This window comes from Flavonifractor plautii ATCC 29863, assembly GCF_000239295.1.
Classification (GTDB): Bacteria; Bacillota; Clostridia; order Oscillospirales; family Oscillospiraceae; genus Flavonifractor; species Flavonifractor plautii.
Genome location: NZ_JH417740.1, coordinates 1 through 16,818, shown reverse-complemented (window position 1 = coordinate 16,818; position 16,818 = coordinate 1). Strand labels below are relative to the sequence as shown.

The window sequence follows — 16,818 nt, the reverse complement described above, 5'->3', positions numbered from 1 at the left end:
GTTCCGGGCTCTTTTTGGTAGACATTTGGTAGACATTTTCCTCTTACGCCGCCTGCTTGTCCTGCTCCATACGCACCAGCTTGATACAGGCGCCGATGACACCGAACAGGAACCAGTAGGTAAACATATTGCGGGGGTAATACCAGGTGTACTCCGCCACGCCAATGACCAGTATACCGCAGAAGGCGCCAATGGCGGCGGCCATCATCCGCTTCACCCGGGGGTCCAGGGCGGCACAGAAGCCTTTCACACCCGACTTCAGTTGGTAGAGCAGCAGAGACAGGTAGGCCAGCAGACCGAGTATACCCGTCTCTCCCCACATCTGGAGATAATTGTTGTGGGTATGAACCGGATAGGAGCCGTCGAAGTTGGTGGGATAGGTCTGGAAGACCTTCTTCATTACATCGGTGCCCAGGCCAACGCCCCTCGCCCAGTAGTCCTCCATCAGGTTCCTGGTAGTCTCATAGATACCGAAACGGTACTGAACCGAACTATCCTCTCCGGCGTTGAAGATGGTGAGGATGCGGTTGTAGATGGTCTCGGGCAGGAAGGGGATGGCGGCCAGACCCACCAGCAGGAAGACCGGCACCCAGCGCCAGTTCAGCAGGGCCAGGAAGACCAGCACTGCCCCGGCCAGGCCGATCCAACTGGCACGGCCGTAGGTTGCCCCGATGGCCACCAGCCCCACCCCCAGGGAGAGCAGGGAAAGGAGCTTCCCCCGCCAGCGGGAATTGAGGAAGAGAGCCAGGTTCAGGGGCAGGAGCATGGCCAACTGCTCGGCAAAGTTGTTGGGGTTGTCAAAGAAGGAGTAGACCCGGCCCGGCATGCCCTGATTGAGGTTCATATCCTGCTGGGAAGCCACGATATCCACGCCGATATAGCTCTGATAGCAGCCGTAGAGGGCGGCCACCGAGAGGCCCAGCACCGCCAGGGCCACCATGAGCTGGAGCTGCTCATACTTGCGCACCATGCTGACCACCAGCAGCACCAGCAAAAAGCCGGTCAGGTGGAAGGCGAAGAAGCGCAGGGAGAGGCGGGTGGACAGGGAGCCCGCCAGGGCGATACAGATAAAGGCCATATAGAGCGTCATATAGGGCCCCAGGGTGTCCAGCTCCAGCCGGTGTTTGGGGCGCGAGGCACTGCCCACCACAAAAAGCCCGGTGAGGGCTACCGCACCCATCAGGCCGTAGACGTTGTTCCACATAGCATGGGGAGTCATGAGCATGACCATCATGAACAGTCCCAGGAAGAGGAAGGAGGCCCCGCCCAGCGCCCCTATCAGGCGGCAGAACAGACTGGCGTCCCACACCCGTTTTCCCGCCCGGTAGACGGCCTTGAAAAGGGCGCAGGGGATGTTGATGATGGCGGTAAACAGGCGGCAAGCGATGCTGTGGGGCCACGCCCTGGGGATGCGGCCCTCCCGCCAGACGAAGGTACAGATGGCGCTGTTCTCCGCCTGCCGGAGAAACCATCCCTCCAGCCGGTCGCAGGCCCGCCCCAGGGCACTGTTGGCGGCCGCGTTCTTCAAGCACAGCCACAGGGACAGGAAAAAGCGGACAAAGAGGCTGTTTTCAGTAATAGACATAAAAAATAATACTCCTAGCAATCAATCGTGGAGGGCTTTTTCATACACGCCGTAAGTGGCCCTGGCCATTTTGTGGATTTCAAACTTGTCCTCGATGGTCCTGCGCGCGTTCTCCCGGCACCGGGCTGCGAAAGCCGGGTCCTCCAGAAAGCACTTCATAGCCACGGCCATGGAGTCGGGGTTATCGTACTCCACCAGCATGCCGCACCCTGCCTCGTCGTTGACGATGTCGGAGTTGCCCCCCATGTCGGTGGCGATGACAGGCAGCCCGGCGGCCATGGCCTCGATAATGAGGAAGGACAGGGCCTCGTGCTGGGAGGAGTTGACATACAGATCCGCTCCCTTATAGAGGTTCTTGATGTCCTTGCGGAAGCCGATAAACTTCACGCAGTCCTCCAGCCCCAGCTCCTGTACCTGGGCTTTTGTAGGCTCCAGCAGGGGGCCGTCCCCGGCCAGCACCAGGGTGAAGGGCACGGCACACAGCTCGGTCAGCCGCTTGACCGAGTCGATGAGGTACTTGTGTCCCTTGTCCCCGGCAAACCGGGAGGCGCACAGCATGACGAAGCGGCTGTCGTCCAGCCCCAGCTCGGCGCGGAGGGTGGACTGGCTGCGGTCTCCCGCCCAGGCGTCCAGATCCACGGCGTTGAAGATGACCTGGATGCGGTCGGCGCTCCAGCCGTTGGCGACGAGCTGCTCCTTCCCCTTGTTGCACACGGCGATCATCTGATCCTGCCGCCGGTCCATGATGCGGTTGGAGAAGCGGGTCACGAAGTCGTTGGCCAGGACAAAATGGTTCGTATAGACCACGCGGATTTTTTTATTGTACTTCTTGGCCAGCAGGGCAGTGTAATGCTCCCTTAGATAGTGGCAGTGAACCAGGTCGATGTCCCACTCGGCGCAGAGCTTCGCCAGTTCACGGGCGGCCTTTTTGTCGAAGCGGCGGCGCATCTCCACCCGGCGGCAGGGCACGCCCATGGCCTCCAGCCGCTCCACCAGCAGCCCGCCCTCGTTGTAGGCGAAGAAGGGCTGCACCAGCCCGTCGGCGGAGAGATACTTCACCAGGGTCTCCACGTACCGCTCGGTTCCCGCCTTGCCCGCGAAATTCAACAGATAGAGTACCTTCAGCAAGAAGAATACCCCCTTTATCCAAAGAGTAAGCGCGGAGAAAACCTCCGCGCTTCCATTTTACCGGAAAACACCCGGGAAATCAACCCGCTTTTCGCCCCCAGCCGCAGAAGAGCAGACCTCCGCAGAGCAGATAAGGGATGGCGGACTCATGAAGGGCCACAAGAACCCCGTGCACAGGCAACAGCAGCACGCCCAGAAGAAGCAGGGCCGCGCAGCCCACCCCCGCCCAGAACAGGGCACGCCGGAACGCCAGCCGCCGGGGGCGGAGCTCCCGCCAGATAGAGACCAGGGCGCACACCGCCATTCCCAGCAGCAGATTCAGGGCGGGGCAGAGCAGCAGCCAGCCCGCCGCAGAGTAGTCATATTTATCGTACATCGCCTCAAGCGCCGGGAGCGCCCAGAGCTGGTAGGCCAGCCACAGCGCCGCCCAGGCGGCCCACAGCGCCCCGGCGGTAACCGTGCGCCTCCGCCGGTTTGCCGGGGCCGCCACTCCCTCCGCCGGCCGGGGACCATAGAGCAGCTCGTCCACGCCGACCCCCAGAAGCTCCGCCGCGGAGAGGAGTATCTCCAGCTCGGGCAGGTTCCGGTTCCGCTCCCAGTTGCTCACCGCCTGCCGGGTCACGTGGAGCCGGGCGGCCAGCTCCTCCTGGGTCAGCCCCCTCTGCCGCCGCAGACGCTTCAGATTGCGGGCGATGTCGTGCATACGCCTCCCCCCTCTCCCCTCCATCGTAGCAGAGAACCTCCCGTTTGTCACGCAAGGCCCGCTTGCACGGGGAAAAACGGCGGCGGGGGCCTGCCGGAACGCGGCAAAAGCGGCGCGTCAGGGAGCCGCGCCCTACACAGGGCGGGAAGGCGGCGGGCATGACCGCTCCATGACAAAGTTGGTGAGGAGCACCCCCCGGCGCTCCACCTGCTGCTCCCGCACCACACGCCAGCCCCGCCGCTCAAAGAAGGGCCGGGCGGTGATGGAGGCGTGGGTGGTGCGGGCGGCGGGGAGGGCGTCGCAGAGGGCGGAGGCCACTCCCCTCCCCTGCCAGTCCCTGTGGACATAGAGGCGGTCCAGGTAGCCGTCCGGCCCGAGATCGGCAAAGCCGACGATCGCGTCGCCCTCCTCCGCCACCCGGGTGTCGTGGGCGCGGAAGGAGGCGTCCCAGGCGGCCAGCTCCACCCGGCCATCCGCCCAAGCGTCGAGCTGCTCGGGGCTGTAGTCCCGGGCGTTGACGGCGTGAACCGTTTGATAAAACAGCTCCGCCAAGGCCGGGCAGTCGGAGCTGCGGTAGGGGCGAATGTGCATACGCTACCTCCGTTTCCGCAGATGCCGCCCACGGTTCAGCAGGCGCTCCCCCTGGTCGAAGAGGCCCAACATGAAGCGCATGATGGAGTAGGCCAGCCCCAGGAACACCAGCAGCACCAGGAAGGCCTGCGTACCCAGGGGACTGAGGCCGAAGCTGCCACCGAAGCCGAGGATTGTCACCGCCGAGGAGCCCGCCATGGCCCCCCACAGCACCCGCCGCTTCCAGTCAAAGGGCTTGCACACCTCATAGAGCACCATGATGCCGATGACGATGAGGAGGATCGCCGACATGGTGGACAGCTCCGCCTCGCTGAAGCCGAAGGTGAGGAAGAAGACCTCCACCCCCAGCACCACGAACAGGTCTGTCAGTCCGCCGGGCAGGGCGGCGCGGAACACGTTGGACAGGAACTTGCCCTTCACCAGACTGTGGTTGGGCTCCAGGGCCAGGAAGAAGGAGGGCACGCCGATGGTGACGGCGCTGAGCAGGGAGAGCTGGAGGGGGGTGACCGGATAGGGGAAGGTGGCGAACAGGGAGATGAGGGCCAGCAGGAAGGAGAAGATATTCTTCACCAGATAGAGGGCGGCGGCCCGCTGGATATTGTTGATGACCCGCCGCCCCTCGGCCACCACCTTGGGCATGGCGGAGAAGTCGGAGTTGAGGAGCACGAGCTGGGCGGCGTGGCAGGCGGCGTCGGAGCCGGAGGCCATGGCGATGCCGCAGTCGGCGTCCTTGAGGGCCAGCACGTCGTTGACGCCGTCGCCGGTCATGGCCACGGTGTGGCCCTGCCGCTGGAGGGCGCGCACCAGCTTGCGCTTCTGGTTGGGGGTGACCCGGCCGAAGACGGTGTACTCCCGCACGGCGCGGGCGATGTCCTCATCGGAGCGGAGGGTAGCGGCGTCCACGTACTTCTCCGCCCCCTCGATGCCCGCCTGGCGGGCCACCTCGGAGACAGTGACGGGGTTGTCACCGGAGATGACCTTCACGGTCACCCCCTGCTCGGCGAAGTAGCGGAAGGTCTTGGGGGCCGCCGGGCGGATGCGGTTGGACAGGGCCACCAGGGCCATGGGGGACACCCGCCGGGGGTCCAGCCCCTTCTGATCGGGCGCCCCGCCGTACTCGGCCACCAGCAGCACCCGGTAGCCCTTCTCTGACCAGGGATCCACCGCCTCCTTCAGATCGGCGTAGCGGTTCCCCATGATGAACTCCGGGGCGCCCACCACAAAGGCGCCGTGGCCGGGGAACACCGCCGCGCTCCACTTGGTGGCGGAGGTGAAGGGGATGGTCTGGGCGGCATGCCACAGGGACTTGCCGTGGAATTTCTGGGCCATGGCGCGGGCGGTGTCGTTGTCCGCCTCCATGGACTGGTAAAAGGCGTTGAGGGTCTCGGTGACCACGGTCTCGGCGTACTTCTCCTCGTCCAGATAGACGACCTCCCCCACCTCCATGTGGGGCTCGGTGATGGTGCCCGTCTTGTCCACGCACAGGACGTCCACCCGGGCCAGGGTCTCGATGCAGTTCATATCCTGGGCCAGCACCTTGCCCTGGGCCAGACGGATCATGCTCACCGCCAGGGCCACGCTGGTCAGCAGGTACAGCCCCTCGGGGATCATGCCGATGAGGGCGGCCACCATGGACACCACCGCCTCCTGGGCGGTGCGCTCCAGGAAGACGAACTCCTTGACGAACAGGGCCACGCCGATGGGGATGAGCAGGATGCCGATGATGCGGATGAGCTTATCCAGGGAGGACATCATCTCGCTCTTGCCCACGGTGACATCCTTCTTGGCCTCCAGGGTGAGGCGGGCGGCGTAGGACTCCGCCCCCACCCGGTCCAGCCGGGCCCGGCAGCGGCCGGACACCACGAAGGCGCCGGAGAGCAGCTCGTCGCCGGGGGCCTTGGTGATGGCGTCGGCCTCGCCGGTGATGAGGGCCTCGTTGACCTGCACCTGGCCGGAGAGGACCGTCGCGTCGGCGGGGATCTGGTCGCCGGAGGCCAGCTCCGCCACATCGTCCCGCACCAGCTGGGCGGCGGGCACGGAGATCAGGTTCCCCTCCCGCACCACGTTGGCCCGGGGGGCGGCCAGCAGGTTGAGCTTGTCCACGGTCTGCTTGGAGCGGAGCTGCTGAACGATGCCAATGCCGGTATTGGCCACGGCGATGAGCAGAAAGAGCATGTCGTCGAAGGAGCCCACCGCCACCAGCAGGGCCGCCAGCACCACAAAGATGAAGTTGAAGAAGGTAAAGACGTTTTCGCGCACGATCTGCCCCACCGTCTTGGTGGGGGAGTCCACCGGGTCGTTTGCCCAGCCGTTCTGCTGCCGCTCTTTTACCTGGTGCAGGGTGAGCCCCTGCTCCGGATCGGGGCTGAGCCGGGACACCTCCCGCCGGGGCTGGGGGGCCGGGACCTGCGCGGCCGGCTGCTTTGTGTGCTTGCGTTTCATGCTTCCGCCTCTGATTTCCTCAAAATTCGGTCCGATACCTCTGTAGTATAGTGGATCCCGCCGGGTGGGACAAGTACGCCCCCTCAAAATTTACCGTTTTTTCACATCCGAAGCAGCCTGCTGGTCTACCCGGCCCTGTCCCCCGCTATACATGGAGAGAAGGAGGCGGCGCCTATGGAAACCAAACCGGACAAACAACAGACCGTCACCCGGCTGGCCCTGTGCGTGGTGGTTGCGGTGGCGCTCTACGCGGCGGCCGGGAAAGTCCCGCCCCTGGAGCCCTACCGTCCCTGGCTGGAGGAGCACAAGGTACAGGCCATCGCCATCACGGCGGCCATTCTGTTCGGGCTCTCCCTGCTCCTTTTCCCGCCGGAGGAGGGCGGGGCAGAGCCAGCGGCCCCGGAAGAGGGCCCCTGCGCCGGGTATGAAAGAACGGAGGACCTGCCGTAAGGGAGGTCCTCCGTTGACGTTGCGGCGCCGGAGCGGAGTTCAGCCCTGGAGCTCTACCGGAACAGCGGCAGCAGCGCCGCGCCAATGAGGCCCGCGTCGTTGCCCAGGGCCGCCCGTACCAGCCGGGTGCGGTGGAGGTTGTTGCGGGCATAGTCCTCCCGGTTGAGAATGTAGCGCACCGGGGCCATCAGGGTCTCCCCCTGGGCGGAGGGGCCGCCGCCGATGCAGATGACCTCCGGCTGGAAGATGTTGACCAGGCTGGCCACCCCGCAGCCCAGGTAGTCCACATACTCGTCGATGACCTTGCCCGCGGCGGGATCGCCCTGGGCGGCGGCGTCAAAGGGAGTGCGGCCGTTGACCCCCTCCAGGCTCCCCGCCAGCTCCCACAGCCTGGAGGTGCGGTCCTCCTCCATCGCCTGGCGGGTGCGCTTGATGAGGGCGGTGGCGGAGCAGTAGGCCTCGAAGCAGCCCCGGCGTCCGCAGGTGCACAGCCGCCCGCCGTGCTCAATGACAAAGTGGCCGATCTCCATGCCCGCGTAATTGAAGCCGGTGTAGAGCTTCCCGTTGAGGATTGCGCCGCCCCCTACGCCGGTGCCCAGGGTGACGGCCACCATGGACTGGCTGCCCTTGCCAGCGCCCGCGGCGTACTCCCCCAGGGCAGCGGCGTTGGCGTCGTTCTCCAGCAGGATCTCCTTGTCCAGCCGCGCCTTCATCAGGGCGGTGATGGGCACATTGGTGAAGTCCAGATTGGACCAGTATTTGATCACGCCGGTGTCCGGCTCAATGGCGCCGGGAGCGCCGATGCCCACCGATACCACCTCGTCCAGCGCCGTGCCGGCGGCCTCCGCCGCCCCGCGGGCGGCCGCGGCCATCTGGTCGGCCACCGCCTCCGCCCCTCTCGGGGTGGGCAGGCTCACCTTGCCCAGGATGGTCCCCTCGCTGTCCACCACGGCGGCGGCCACGTTGGTGCCGCCCAGATCAATTCCCAAATACTTCATAGCTTGCCCCTCCTGCGTGAAACGTATTCACATTATAATGCAGGACGGGCCGCCGCACAAGAGGCAAAACGGCGCTCAGGTGACAACTGTGCCCCGGGCGGTCTTAGGGAGCCGGGGGGACACCGCCACAGGCTGCCGGTTCCGGGTGCGCAGGTGCACCAGCAGCGTGACGCAGCCGCTGAGCAGCAGGAAGGAGTAGAAGCTGATGCCCCGGGAGACCAGCACCGCCGGGGTCACCAGTCCGGCGCCAAAGAAGAGCTTCATGGCTGCCACAAAGCCGCCCTCGGAGGCGCCCACCGCCCCGGGCAGGGGCAGGGAGGCCACCGCCAGGGTGACCAGGGCCTGGGTGCCGATGATGTCCAGCGCCCCGCTGCCGGTCAGGCCGAAAGCGTGGTACACCACCAGCGGGACGGAAAACAGGGCGGTGAGCTGGCAGAAGGTGAGGCCCAGCAGAGCAGGCACCAGGGCGGGGTTGCGCCTGACGCAGTCCGCCCCCCGGCGGTACTCCTCCATCTGCTTCTCCAGCTTCTCCCTGGCCTCCTCCGGGCGGCGGACCAGACGGACGCGCACCAGCAGGCTCAGTACGCCGCCAGTGAGCCTTCTGGCCGCATTGGGCAGGAACATGAGGCAGAGCATCCCCGCCGTCAGCGCGCCGTTGACCACCGCGCCGAACAGCAGGAGCAGGCCCAGCCCGCCCCCCAGGTTGGCCACCAGATCAAAGCGGAGCAGCGCCACCGCCAGGGCGTAGCCGATGACCACCACCTGATAACACACGGCGATGAGCATCATGTTGAGGGCCCCGTGGGCGGCGGGCACGCCGTCCCTGGACATGTAGTAGATCTGGGCGGGCTGTCCGCCGGTGGCCGACGGGGTGATGGAGCTGACATAGAAGCCCACGAAGGAGTAGCCCAGGCAGCGGCGGAGGGGGGCCCGGTGGCCCAGCCGTCCCAGGATCAGGTGGGAGCACGTGGCCTCACACCCCACGAAGGCCAGCATGAGAGCCAGCCCCAGCAGCAGCCAGCCGGGCCTGAGCTGGCCCAGGGTGTGGAGCAGCCGGGTGACGGGCTGGTCCCTGAACAGCAGCCAGCCGGTGAGGGCCATCAGCGCCGCGATCAGGCCGATCCCCACCAAGGACTTTTTCCGGTTCATCCGACGCGTACCCCCTTCTCGGCCTCCAGGCCCGCCAGCATGCGGTTGAGGCTCTCCTCCTCCAACTGTCCCTTCATGGCCCGCATGTTGCCCGCCATCCACTCCAGCGTCTCGTCGTCGTAGATCAGCGCGCGAATGGCGGACAGGCACTCCTCGGGCTCCTTGGCCGCTACGCGGCCAAGGCCCCGCTTCACCAGGAAGCGGGCGTTGTTCTTCTCCTGCTCCAGAAAGGGCTCCCACGCCAGGATGGGCAGCTCGGAGAAGATGGTCTCAAACAGGGTAATGCCGCCGGGCTTGGTGAGCACCAGATCCGCCCGGGCCATGTAGTCGTATACCCGGTCGGTGAAACCCAGCACCTCGATGTGGGCATACTTGCCCGCCAGGCGGTCGTAGAGCTTGCGGTTGTTGCCGGTGATAATGGTGGTGTGGACGCCGGGCAGGGCGTCCAGCGCCTCATAAAAGCTGTCCCGCTTGGGCAGCAGGCCCAGCCCGCCCCCCATGATGAGCAGGTTGCGCTCCCGGCCCGGGCGGCGGCGCACCGGCCGCTTGAACTCGCAGCGGACGGGGATGCCGGTGACGCAGATGATGTCCCGGTCTACCCCCTTGGCGGCCAGGCGGCTGCGGATGTCGTTGGAGCCCACCAGATAGCAGTCGGTGTATTTGTGAATCCACTCGGAATGGCTGGACAGGTCGGTGACGCAGGTGATGAGGGGCAGGGCGCTCCCCGTCTCCCCCTTCCAGCGGGACACCATCCGGGCGCAGAGGGGGTGGGTGGCGATCACCGCGTCGGGCCGCCGGGCAGCGACAAGCTCCTCCAGTTTGTCCAGGAACAAAGTCTCAAACAGGGGGCGGGCGTCGGCGGGCAGATCCTGGGTCAGCTTGTAGTAGAGGTTGAACAGCCCGCTGCCCCGGGTCACCAGCAGGTTGAAGCACTTATACATGGCCTCGGAGGCGTTGGGCATGGCCTCCGCCACGAAGTCCAGCACCTCCACCTCCGCCCCGGGGAACGCCCGCAGCAGTTGCTGGCGCAGGGACTGGGAGGCCGACCAGTGGCCCATGCCGAATTTTCCGGTGAGAATCAGAATATTCACGGTGTTCCCTCCTTTACACATACCAGTATAAAGGAGGATTCTTTAGAAAACCTCGCTTGAATTCTTAAAAAGCCATTAAGAATTTCTAACAAAGAGCTCCAACGGGCCCTGAGGGGTTGGGCAGCAGGCCGCCGCCCGCCAGGTTTCGCCGGAAAAGGCGGAAAAGGCCAGCCCGTCCAGCTCTCCCGTCTCCCCCGGCCGGAGGAGAGGAACGGCAATGTCCCGCGGGGGCCGCCGCAGACCCTCCCCGGTGCATTTGACCCTGGCCTCCTTCAACGTCCAGAGGGTGTAAAACGCCCCCCAGTCCCCGCCCTGCCGCTCCAGCCAGGCGGATTCCGTCTCCGAGCACACATACCGCTCCAGCCCGGGGCGGCGGGGACGCAGCACCTCCACGTCCACCCCCAGGGGGGCCTCCCCCGCGCCGCAGAGGGCCAGGCCCCCGCTGTGGCTCACATTGAAGTGCAGCTCCGGCTCCCCCGGAAAGTAAGGCTTGCCGTCCGCCCCCCGCGCCATCGCCGGGAGAACCCCCAGTCCGTACTCCGCCCGCAGAAGCTCCCCCAGCAGGGCATAGGCGTCCCCTTCCCCCAGCCAGAGCACCATGTCCACCGCCTCCTTTTTTCCTAGGATACCACAAAACGGGGCCATTTGGTAGGGGCGGAGCGATGTAGGCAGAAGGGGAATGGCCCCGCAGGGCAAGAGAAGCCGCCCTGGGGCGTCGCCCTCTACGGACTTCCAGGGGCGGCGAACGAGTGTGTGCCTGTGCCGGAAACGTAGGGGCGGGTGCCCACACCCGCCCGTATTCGACAAGGCCGCGCACACCACCCGGCGCGAAGGGGCGGGCGGCCACAAGGGCCGCCCCTACGGGCAGGCTTACCCTCCTCCGGCATTGTAGGGGCGGGGTTTATCCCCGCCCGCAATCGGCAGAGCCGCGCACACCACCCGGCGCGAAGGGGCGGGCGGCCACAAGGGCCGCCCCTGCGGGCAGGCTTACCCTCCTCCGGCATTGTAGGGGGGGTATCCCCGCCCGCTAGGGCCGCTCAAAGGTACCCAGAAACAGCGGTACGCCCCGCTCCAAATCTACCACGGCGTAGCAGAAGGGCCGGTCGAGCACCAGCTCCCGGTAGTCTGTGGGCGCGGCCGCGCCGTCTACCCCCACCACGGTAGCCGCCGCGGCCTCGGTGCCCTTCTCGTTGACCTCGATGCGGGCCTTGTGGACGACGGAACTGACGTACAGCGGCCCGTCCGGCGCGGTGCCCAGGGCGGAAAAGTTGGCCCGGCCGGAATCGAAGGCGGTCTCCAGCCCCATGGCGGCCAGGGCGTCGGACAGCTCTCCGCCCCACTCCGCCTCGAACTTGGGCAGCCGGAGAAGCACCCGTTCCTCCTCCGCGGCCGCCAGCAGGGCGGGCAGGGTATCCCCGTCCAGCGTCTCCAGCCAGGCGTCCAGCTCCCCGTCGGGGAGCACGGCCAGGAAGCCCAGCCGCCCGTCGTCATAGGGGAGCACCACCCCGGCGGCCCCCTCCGCGGCGAAGTATTGCTCGGCGCGCAGGCCGTTGGAGAGGAAATCCGTCTCGGCTTCGCTCCCGTCGGCGGCGGTAAAGTCCCCGGGACGGGTGTCCAGCGGATCAAATTCACTGGCCCAGGCGTTTTTCAGGTAGAGGGCGTTGACCAGCAGCAGGACGGTCTCGGGGGCGGGCGTCTCGGCCAGCACCTCCGGGATCAGCCCGCGGGTGACCTCCCCCACCCAGTTATTCACCGCCCGGCGGGCCCCGTCGGTGTCCAGATCGGCCTGATAGAGCTGTGCCCCATAGAACGCCGTACACCGGGAGAGGAATAATTCGTTGGCCTCCAGCCGCCCGTCCAGCCACAGGCTGTCGGCGATGGAGCACTCCGTGGAGCCCCCCAGGGCGGCGTAATCAGCCAGCAGAGAGGCGGCGTTGGCGTTGAGGGCCTCCACGTCCGCCCCCAGCAGGGCCTCGAACTCCGCTAGGGTGTCCTCCGCAGCTCCGTTGGTCGTCATGGACAGGGCCAGGGCCACAGACAGCGGGGAGAGCAGGGTGTTCTCCCCCGGTTCGCGGGCCGCCCGCAGCAGCTCCGCCCCCAGGCTGCCGATGGCGGCGTCCGCCGCCGGGTCGGCCTCCGGGGGCGCGGGGGCGCCCGCCTCGAACTGCCGGGATAGGTCGGTCACCCCCGCCGGGGCGGCGCACCCGGCCAGCAGGGCCGGCACAAGGCACAGGGCCAGCAGCTTTCGTTTCTTCATGGAACACCCTCCTTTTATAATATGGTTTGCTTTTTAGACGGGTTCTGGGGTAAAATGTTCCGGGGTCTTAAACGCTTTTTAAAGATTTTCCCCCTCGCCCCTTAAACTTCGCCTGCTATACTGACTTTACAATCTGAGGTGACTGTATGAATACCATCCTGATCTGCGACGACGACAAGGACATCGTCTCGGCCCTGGACATCTACCTGACCAGCGAGGGCTATGCCACCGTGAAGGCCTACGACGGGCTGGAATGCCTGCGCCTGGCGGAGAGCGAGCCGGTGGATCTGATCCTGCTGGACGTGATGATGCCCGGCCTGGACGGCATCCGCACCACGGCCAAGCTGCGGGAGAGCTGCAATGTGCCCATCATCCTGCTGACCGCCAAGAGCGAGGACAGCGACAAGATCCTGGGGCTGAACATCGGGGCGGACGACTACATCACCAAGCCCTTCAATCCCATCGAGGTCATCGCACGGGTCAAGAGCCAGCTCCGGCGCTACACCAGCCTGGGCGGCAAGCAGGGCGGCGGGGAGGCCAATCCCGCCCTGCTCACCAACGGCGGCATCGCGCTGGATGACGGGGCCAAATCGGTCACCGTGGACGGGGAGGGGGTCAGCCTCACCCCCATCGAGTACAACATCCTTCTCCTGCTGATGAAGAACCCCGGCCGGGTGTTCTCCACCAGCCAGATCTATGAGCTGGTGTGGAACGACCCCTCTCTCGGCTCGGAAAACACGGTGGCGGTCCACATCCGCCACCTGCGGGAGAAGCTGGAGATCGACCCGGCCAACCCCCGGTACATCAAGGTGGTCTGGGGGCTGGGGTACAAGATGGAAAAGGTCTAGGGGGCGCTCGCTCCGGCCGCACCCCGCCCATATTCCAGGAGGTAATGCCATGAAACGATTCCGAACCAGTCTGGCGGCCAAGACGGCCGCCGTCCTTCTGGCCCTGGCCGTGGGCGCCGGCGGCTTCTGGTCCACTGTCTTTATCCTCTACCAGTGGGATACCCTGTGGCTGGGCAGCGGGTATTACGACAGCAACGACTATTACTCCGACCTGTATAACCGCTCCAGCCAGGTTTGGGAGCTGGCCCGGCTGCTCCAGAACCAGGAGTGGAACGGCGCCCTGCCCTACCTGGACCAGCGGCGGCTGGACATGCTGGAGGAGGCCCTCTCCCCGGAGCGGACCAACTTCCGCTTTGCCATCCGACGCAACGACACCGGCACCCTCGTCTACTCCAACCTGGAGGGGGCGGCCTCCCTGGACGAGAGCGTTCACGCCGTGGAGCAGGAGGAGCTCTCCCTCACCCAGAACGGGGCCGCCCGCGAGCAGGATTATGTGGTCTGGAACGGGAAGGAGCAGTACTACCTCCTCTATATCGCCCTTCCCGACGCCGCTGGCACCAAGCAGCTCGTCACCCCGGAGGATGCCGGGCTCGCCGCCCAATACGGCTACACCTTTGACGGCTATGAGTGGGCATATGACGAGATGCGGGACAGCCGGGTGACCACCTCCGTGCTGGCCCTGGAATACGGCGCAACCGACCCGCTCACCGTCCAGGACGAGTTCTGGGACAGCTACCAGGACTACCAGCAGTACGCCAGCTACCTCCCCGCCCTGGCGGTGCTGGCCCTGGTGCTGGACATCGCAGGGATACTCCTGCTGGTGTTTCTGCTCCGGGCTGCCGGCTGGCGGAAGGAGGAGAGCCGCCCGAGGTGCAACTGGTTCGACCGCATCCCGCTGGATCTGCTGGCCTTCGGCGCGTTTTGGGCCATCGCCCTCCTTCTCAACGCGGGGGACGCGATCGCCTTCGGCCTCAACGTATCCCAACTGGCCACCGACCTGCTGGTCGGCATGTGTGTCATCACCGTAGCCATTCTGGGCTGTGTCCTGGCCTTCTGCCTTACCGTGGCCACCCGCATCAAGACCCGCACCCTGTGGAGCAATACCCTCATCTGTATGCTGTGCAAGCTGATCGCCCGGGGCTGCCGGGCGGCGGCCCGGAGCTGGCCCATGACGGGCCGGGTGGTGGTGCTCTTTCTGCTCTACCTGGCCGGCACCCTGCTCACCACGCTGACCATCTTCCTCATCCCCGTGTTTCAGGGCTTTGTGCTCTACTGCCTCTGCCGCTGGACCATCCAATGGAAGCGGGTGCGGGAGGGCACCGGCCGCATCGTGGGGGGCGACCCGGACTTCAAGATCGACACCCACAAAATGTACAGTGACCTGGCCCGGCACGCCGGGCAGCTCAACGATTTGGGCGCCGCCATCGGAAATGCCGTGGACGAGCGCATCCAGAGCGAGCGCTTCAAGGCCGAGCTGATCACCAACGTCTCCCACGATCTCAAGACCCCTCTGACCAGCATCATCAACTATGTGGATTTGCTGAAAAAGCAGGACATCGACAATCCCAAGGCCCAGGAATATATCGAGGTGCTGGACCGCAAGAGCCAGCGCCTCAAGAAGCTGACGGAGGATCTGGTGGAGGCGTCCAAGGCGTCCACCGGAAGCCTGTCGGTGCACCTGGACCGGCTGGGCATGGTGCAGCTCGTCCAGCAGGCCCTGGGGGAGTTTGAGGAGAAATTTGCCCAGAGCCGCCTCACCGTGGTGCCCGCCTTCCCGGAGGAGGAGTGCTCCATCCTGGCCGACGGCCGCCACCTGTGGCGGGTCATCGACAACCTGCTCTCCAACTGCAACAAGTACGCCCTGGAGGGCACCCGCATCTATGTGGAGGTGTGCCGCTGGGAGGGCAAGGTGGTCCTGTCCATCAAGAACATCTCCCGCCAGCCCCTCAACATCCCCGCCGAGCGGCTCATGGAGCGGTTCGTCCGGGGGGAGGAGTCCCGCACCACCGAGGGCTCCGGCCTGGGCCTGTCCATCGCCCGCAGCCTCACTGAGCTCCAGGGCGGCGCCTTCCGTCTGGACATCGACGGCGATCTCTTCAAGGCCGTGGTCTCCTTCCCGGAGGCCGCCGGACCGGAGCTGCCCGCGAACACATAGGAGGCGGGCGGGGATAAACCCCGCCCCTACCAGTTTGTAGGGGCGGCCCTTGTGGCCGCCCGCCGTCCCCCAATGCAAACAACGAGAGGCCAGCCCCGAAGGGCTGGCCTCTCGTTTGCTTCTGCAATTAGTCGGTCACGAAGGGCAGCAGCGCGATCTGACGGGCGCGCTTGATGGCCTCAGTGAGCTGACGCTGGTGCATGGCGCAGGTGCCGGTGGTGCGGCGGGGCAGGATCTTGCTCCGCTCAGACAGGAACCGGCGCAGCTTGACCGCGTCCTTGTAGTCGATGTGCTCCACCTTGTCCACACAGAAGGTGCAGACCTTGCGGCGCTTGCGGCCGCGGGGGCGCTCTCTATCCATAGCCATAACAGGGAACCTCCTTTTTCACGGGCCTTCAGCCCGTCTTGTTTTATTGCTGCGCACCGACTGTCGTGCGCAAAATGTGTTAGAAGGGCAGCTCCCCGTCGTCGTCAGAGAGCTCGGCGAACTGATCGCCGCCGCCCATGGGGGCGGAGTAGCCGCCGCTGGGCGCGGCGGGAGGCGGCGCGTAGCCGCCGGCCGGAGCGCCGAACCCGCCGGAGGGCGCGGCATAGCCGCCCGCCTCCGCGTCCCGCTTGGAGTCGCCGAAGTACACGTTGTCGGCGATCACCTCCGCGGTGCGGCGCTTGTTGCCGTCCCGGTCGGTCCAGTCCCGGAGCTGGAGCCGGCCCTCCACCACGGCCATACGGCCCTTAGTGAAGAAACGGGAGACAAATTCGGCGGTCTGACGCCAGGCCACGATGTCGATGAAGTCCGTGGACTTCTCGCCGGTGGTCTTGTCCTTGAAGTCCCGGTCCACCGCCAGGGAGAAGGAGGCCACGGGGGTCCCCGTCTGGGTGTGGCGCAGCTCGGGATCACGGGTCAGACGGCCCATGAGAATAATCCGGTTCAGCATGTCTGCCGCTCCCTTCTTACTTCTCGTCCTTGCAGACGATCAGGGAACGCATCACGCCGTCGGTGATCCGCAGGATACGATCCAGCTCACGGGGGAACTCGGGCTTAGCGTTGAAGGTCATCAGCACGTAGTAGCCCTCGGTCAGGTCGTTGATGGGATAGGCCAGGTGGCGCTTGCCCCACTCCTCAACCTCAGCCAGGGTGCCGTTCTGCTCCACCAGGGTCTTGAACTTGGCCACCATGGCAGCGGTGGCCTCCTCATCCAGGTTGGGATTGAGGATAAAGACCACCTCGTAGTTTCCGCTCAGTTTTGCCATTTTCTTTGCACCTCCTTATGGACGTATGGCCCCCGCCCTTGTGCGGGGGCAAGGATGGCCTGTTTTGAAACAAGCTATATTATTATATAGGAATCAGCGAAAAAGTCAAGCCTTTCCAAAAAAATAATATTTTTTTGCTGTAGGACTACAATACATATTGGACATCTGAA

Annotated in this window: 16 protein-coding genes; 3 read left to right on the top strand and 13 right to left on the bottom strand. The window is 65.5% G+C overall.

What is annotated here, in order from left to right:
* Positions 1–43 precede the first annotated feature (43 nt).
* The 5 genes from HMPREF0372_RS08335 to HMPREF0372_RS08315 form a co-directional block, all read right to left on the bottom strand.
* Entirely contained in the window at positions 44–1,585 is a 1,542-nt protein-coding gene (locus HMPREF0372_RS08335) for an O-antigen ligase family protein (protein WP_007490796.1), read from the bottom strand.
* A 21-nt stretch (positions 1,586–1,606) separates the two neighbouring features.
* Positions 1,607–2,713: a glycosyltransferase family 4 protein gene (locus HMPREF0372_RS08330; protein WP_007490794.1), complete on the bottom strand. Its 1,107-nt coding sequence runs from the start codon at positions 2,711–2,713 to the stop codon at positions 1,607–1,609.
* 79 nt (positions 2,714–2,792) lie between these two features.
* Positions 2,793–3,416 (bottom strand): helix-turn-helix transcriptional regulator, encoded by a 624-nt coding sequence (locus tag HMPREF0372_RS08325; RefSeq protein ID WP_039996971.1) that lies wholly within the window; start codon positions 3,414–3,416, stop codon positions 2,793–2,795.
* Positions 3,417–3,548: 132 nt separating this feature from the next.
* On the bottom strand, positions 3,549–4,007 hold the full coding sequence (locus HMPREF0372_RS08320) for a GNAT family N-acetyltransferase (RefSeq protein WP_007490791.1): 459 nt from the start codon (positions 4,005–4,007) through the stop codon (positions 3,549–3,551).
* Between the two features lie 3 nt (positions 4,008–4,010).
* A complete protein-coding gene (locus HMPREF0372_RS08315; RefSeq protein ID WP_007490789.1) occupies positions 4,011–6,449 on the bottom strand; it encodes a cation-translocating P-type ATPase in 2,439 nt (812 codons plus the stop codon).
* 174 nt (positions 6,450–6,623) lie between these two features.
* Here HMPREF0372_RS08315 and HMPREF0372_RS08310 point away from each other — a divergent pair, with 174 nt between their 5' ends.
* The gene (locus HMPREF0372_RS08310) at positions 6,624–6,899 is read left to right on the top strand and encodes a hypothetical protein (RefSeq protein ID WP_007490787.1); all 276 of its coding nucleotides are present in this window, start codon (positions 6,624–6,626) and stop codon (positions 6,897–6,899) included.
* A gap of 53 nt (positions 6,900–6,952) precedes the next feature.
* On the opposite strand, the gene HMPREF0372_RS08305 is transcribed toward HMPREF0372_RS08310, so the two are convergent.
* The 5 genes from HMPREF0372_RS08305 to HMPREF0372_RS08285 all read right to left on the bottom strand — a co-directional run bounded on the left by HMPREF0372_RS08305 (position 6,953) and on the right by HMPREF0372_RS08285 (position 12,394).
* Positions 6,953–7,897, bottom strand: a complete 945-nt coding sequence (locus tag HMPREF0372_RS08305) for an ROK family protein (protein WP_007490786.1) — start codon at positions 7,895–7,897, stop codon at positions 6,953–6,955.
* Between the two features lie 75 nt (positions 7,898–7,972).
* Positions 7,973–9,046, bottom strand: a complete 1,074-nt coding sequence (locus tag HMPREF0372_RS08300) for a lysylphosphatidylglycerol synthase transmembrane domain-containing protein (RefSeq protein ID WP_007490783.1) — start codon at positions 9,044–9,046, stop codon at positions 7,973–7,975.
* Complete coding sequence (locus HMPREF0372_RS08295) at positions 9,043–10,137, bottom strand: MGDG synthase family glycosyltransferase (RefSeq protein WP_009260112.1); 1,095 nt, start codon at positions 10,135–10,137, stop codon at positions 9,043–9,045. Before HMPREF0372_RS08295 ends, HMPREF0372_RS08300 begins: the two co-directional genes overlap by 4 nt.
* 75 nt (positions 10,138–10,212) lie before the next feature.
* Positions 10,213–10,737 carry a 4'-phosphopantetheinyl transferase family protein gene (locus HMPREF0372_RS08290; protein WP_163390310.1) on the bottom strand — a complete coding sequence of 175 codons (525 nt, stop codon included), beginning with the start codon at positions 10,735–10,737 and terminating at the stop codon, positions 10,213–10,215.
* 427 nt (positions 10,738–11,164) lie between these two features.
* Positions 11,165–12,394, bottom strand: coding sequence for a serpin family protein (locus tag HMPREF0372_RS08285; protein WP_007490777.1), 1,230 nt, complete (start codon positions 12,392–12,394; stop codon positions 11,165–11,167).
* Positions 12,395–12,540: 146 nt separating this feature from the next.
* Here HMPREF0372_RS08285 and HMPREF0372_RS08280 point away from each other — a divergent pair, with 146 nt between their 5' ends.
* Both HMPREF0372_RS08280 and HMPREF0372_RS18720 read left to right on the top strand, forming a co-directional pair.
* A complete protein-coding gene (locus tag HMPREF0372_RS08280) occupies positions 12,541–13,242 on the top strand; it encodes a response regulator transcription factor (protein ID WP_007490775.1) in 702 nt (233 codons plus the stop codon).
* 49 nt (positions 13,243–13,291) lie between these two features.
* Entirely contained in the window at positions 13,292–15,397 is a 2,106-nt protein-coding gene (locus tag HMPREF0372_RS18720) for a sensor histidine kinase (RefSeq protein WP_007490773.1), read from the top strand.
* A 127-nt stretch (positions 15,398–15,524) separates the two neighbouring features.
* Here the strand turns inward: HMPREF0372_RS18720 and rpsR are convergent, their stop codons facing one another.
* The 3 genes from rpsR to rpsF form a co-directional block, all read right to left on the bottom strand.
* Complete coding sequence (gene rpsR / locus HMPREF0372_RS08270; protein WP_007490771.1) at positions 15,525–15,764, bottom strand: 30S ribosomal protein S18; 240 nt, start codon at positions 15,762–15,764, stop codon at positions 15,525–15,527.
* Between the two features lie 79 nt (positions 15,765–15,843).
* Positions 15,844–16,332, bottom strand: a complete 489-nt coding sequence (locus tag HMPREF0372_RS08265) for a single-stranded DNA-binding protein (protein ID WP_007490769.1) — start codon at positions 16,330–16,332, stop codon at positions 15,844–15,846.
* Positions 16,333–16,348: 16 nt separating this feature from the next.
* Positions 16,349–16,648 (bottom strand): 30S ribosomal protein S6, encoded by a 300-nt coding sequence (rpsF, locus tag HMPREF0372_RS08260; protein WP_007490767.1) that lies wholly within the window; start codon positions 16,646–16,648, stop codon positions 16,349–16,351.
* Positions 16,649–16,818 lie beyond the last annotated feature (170 nt).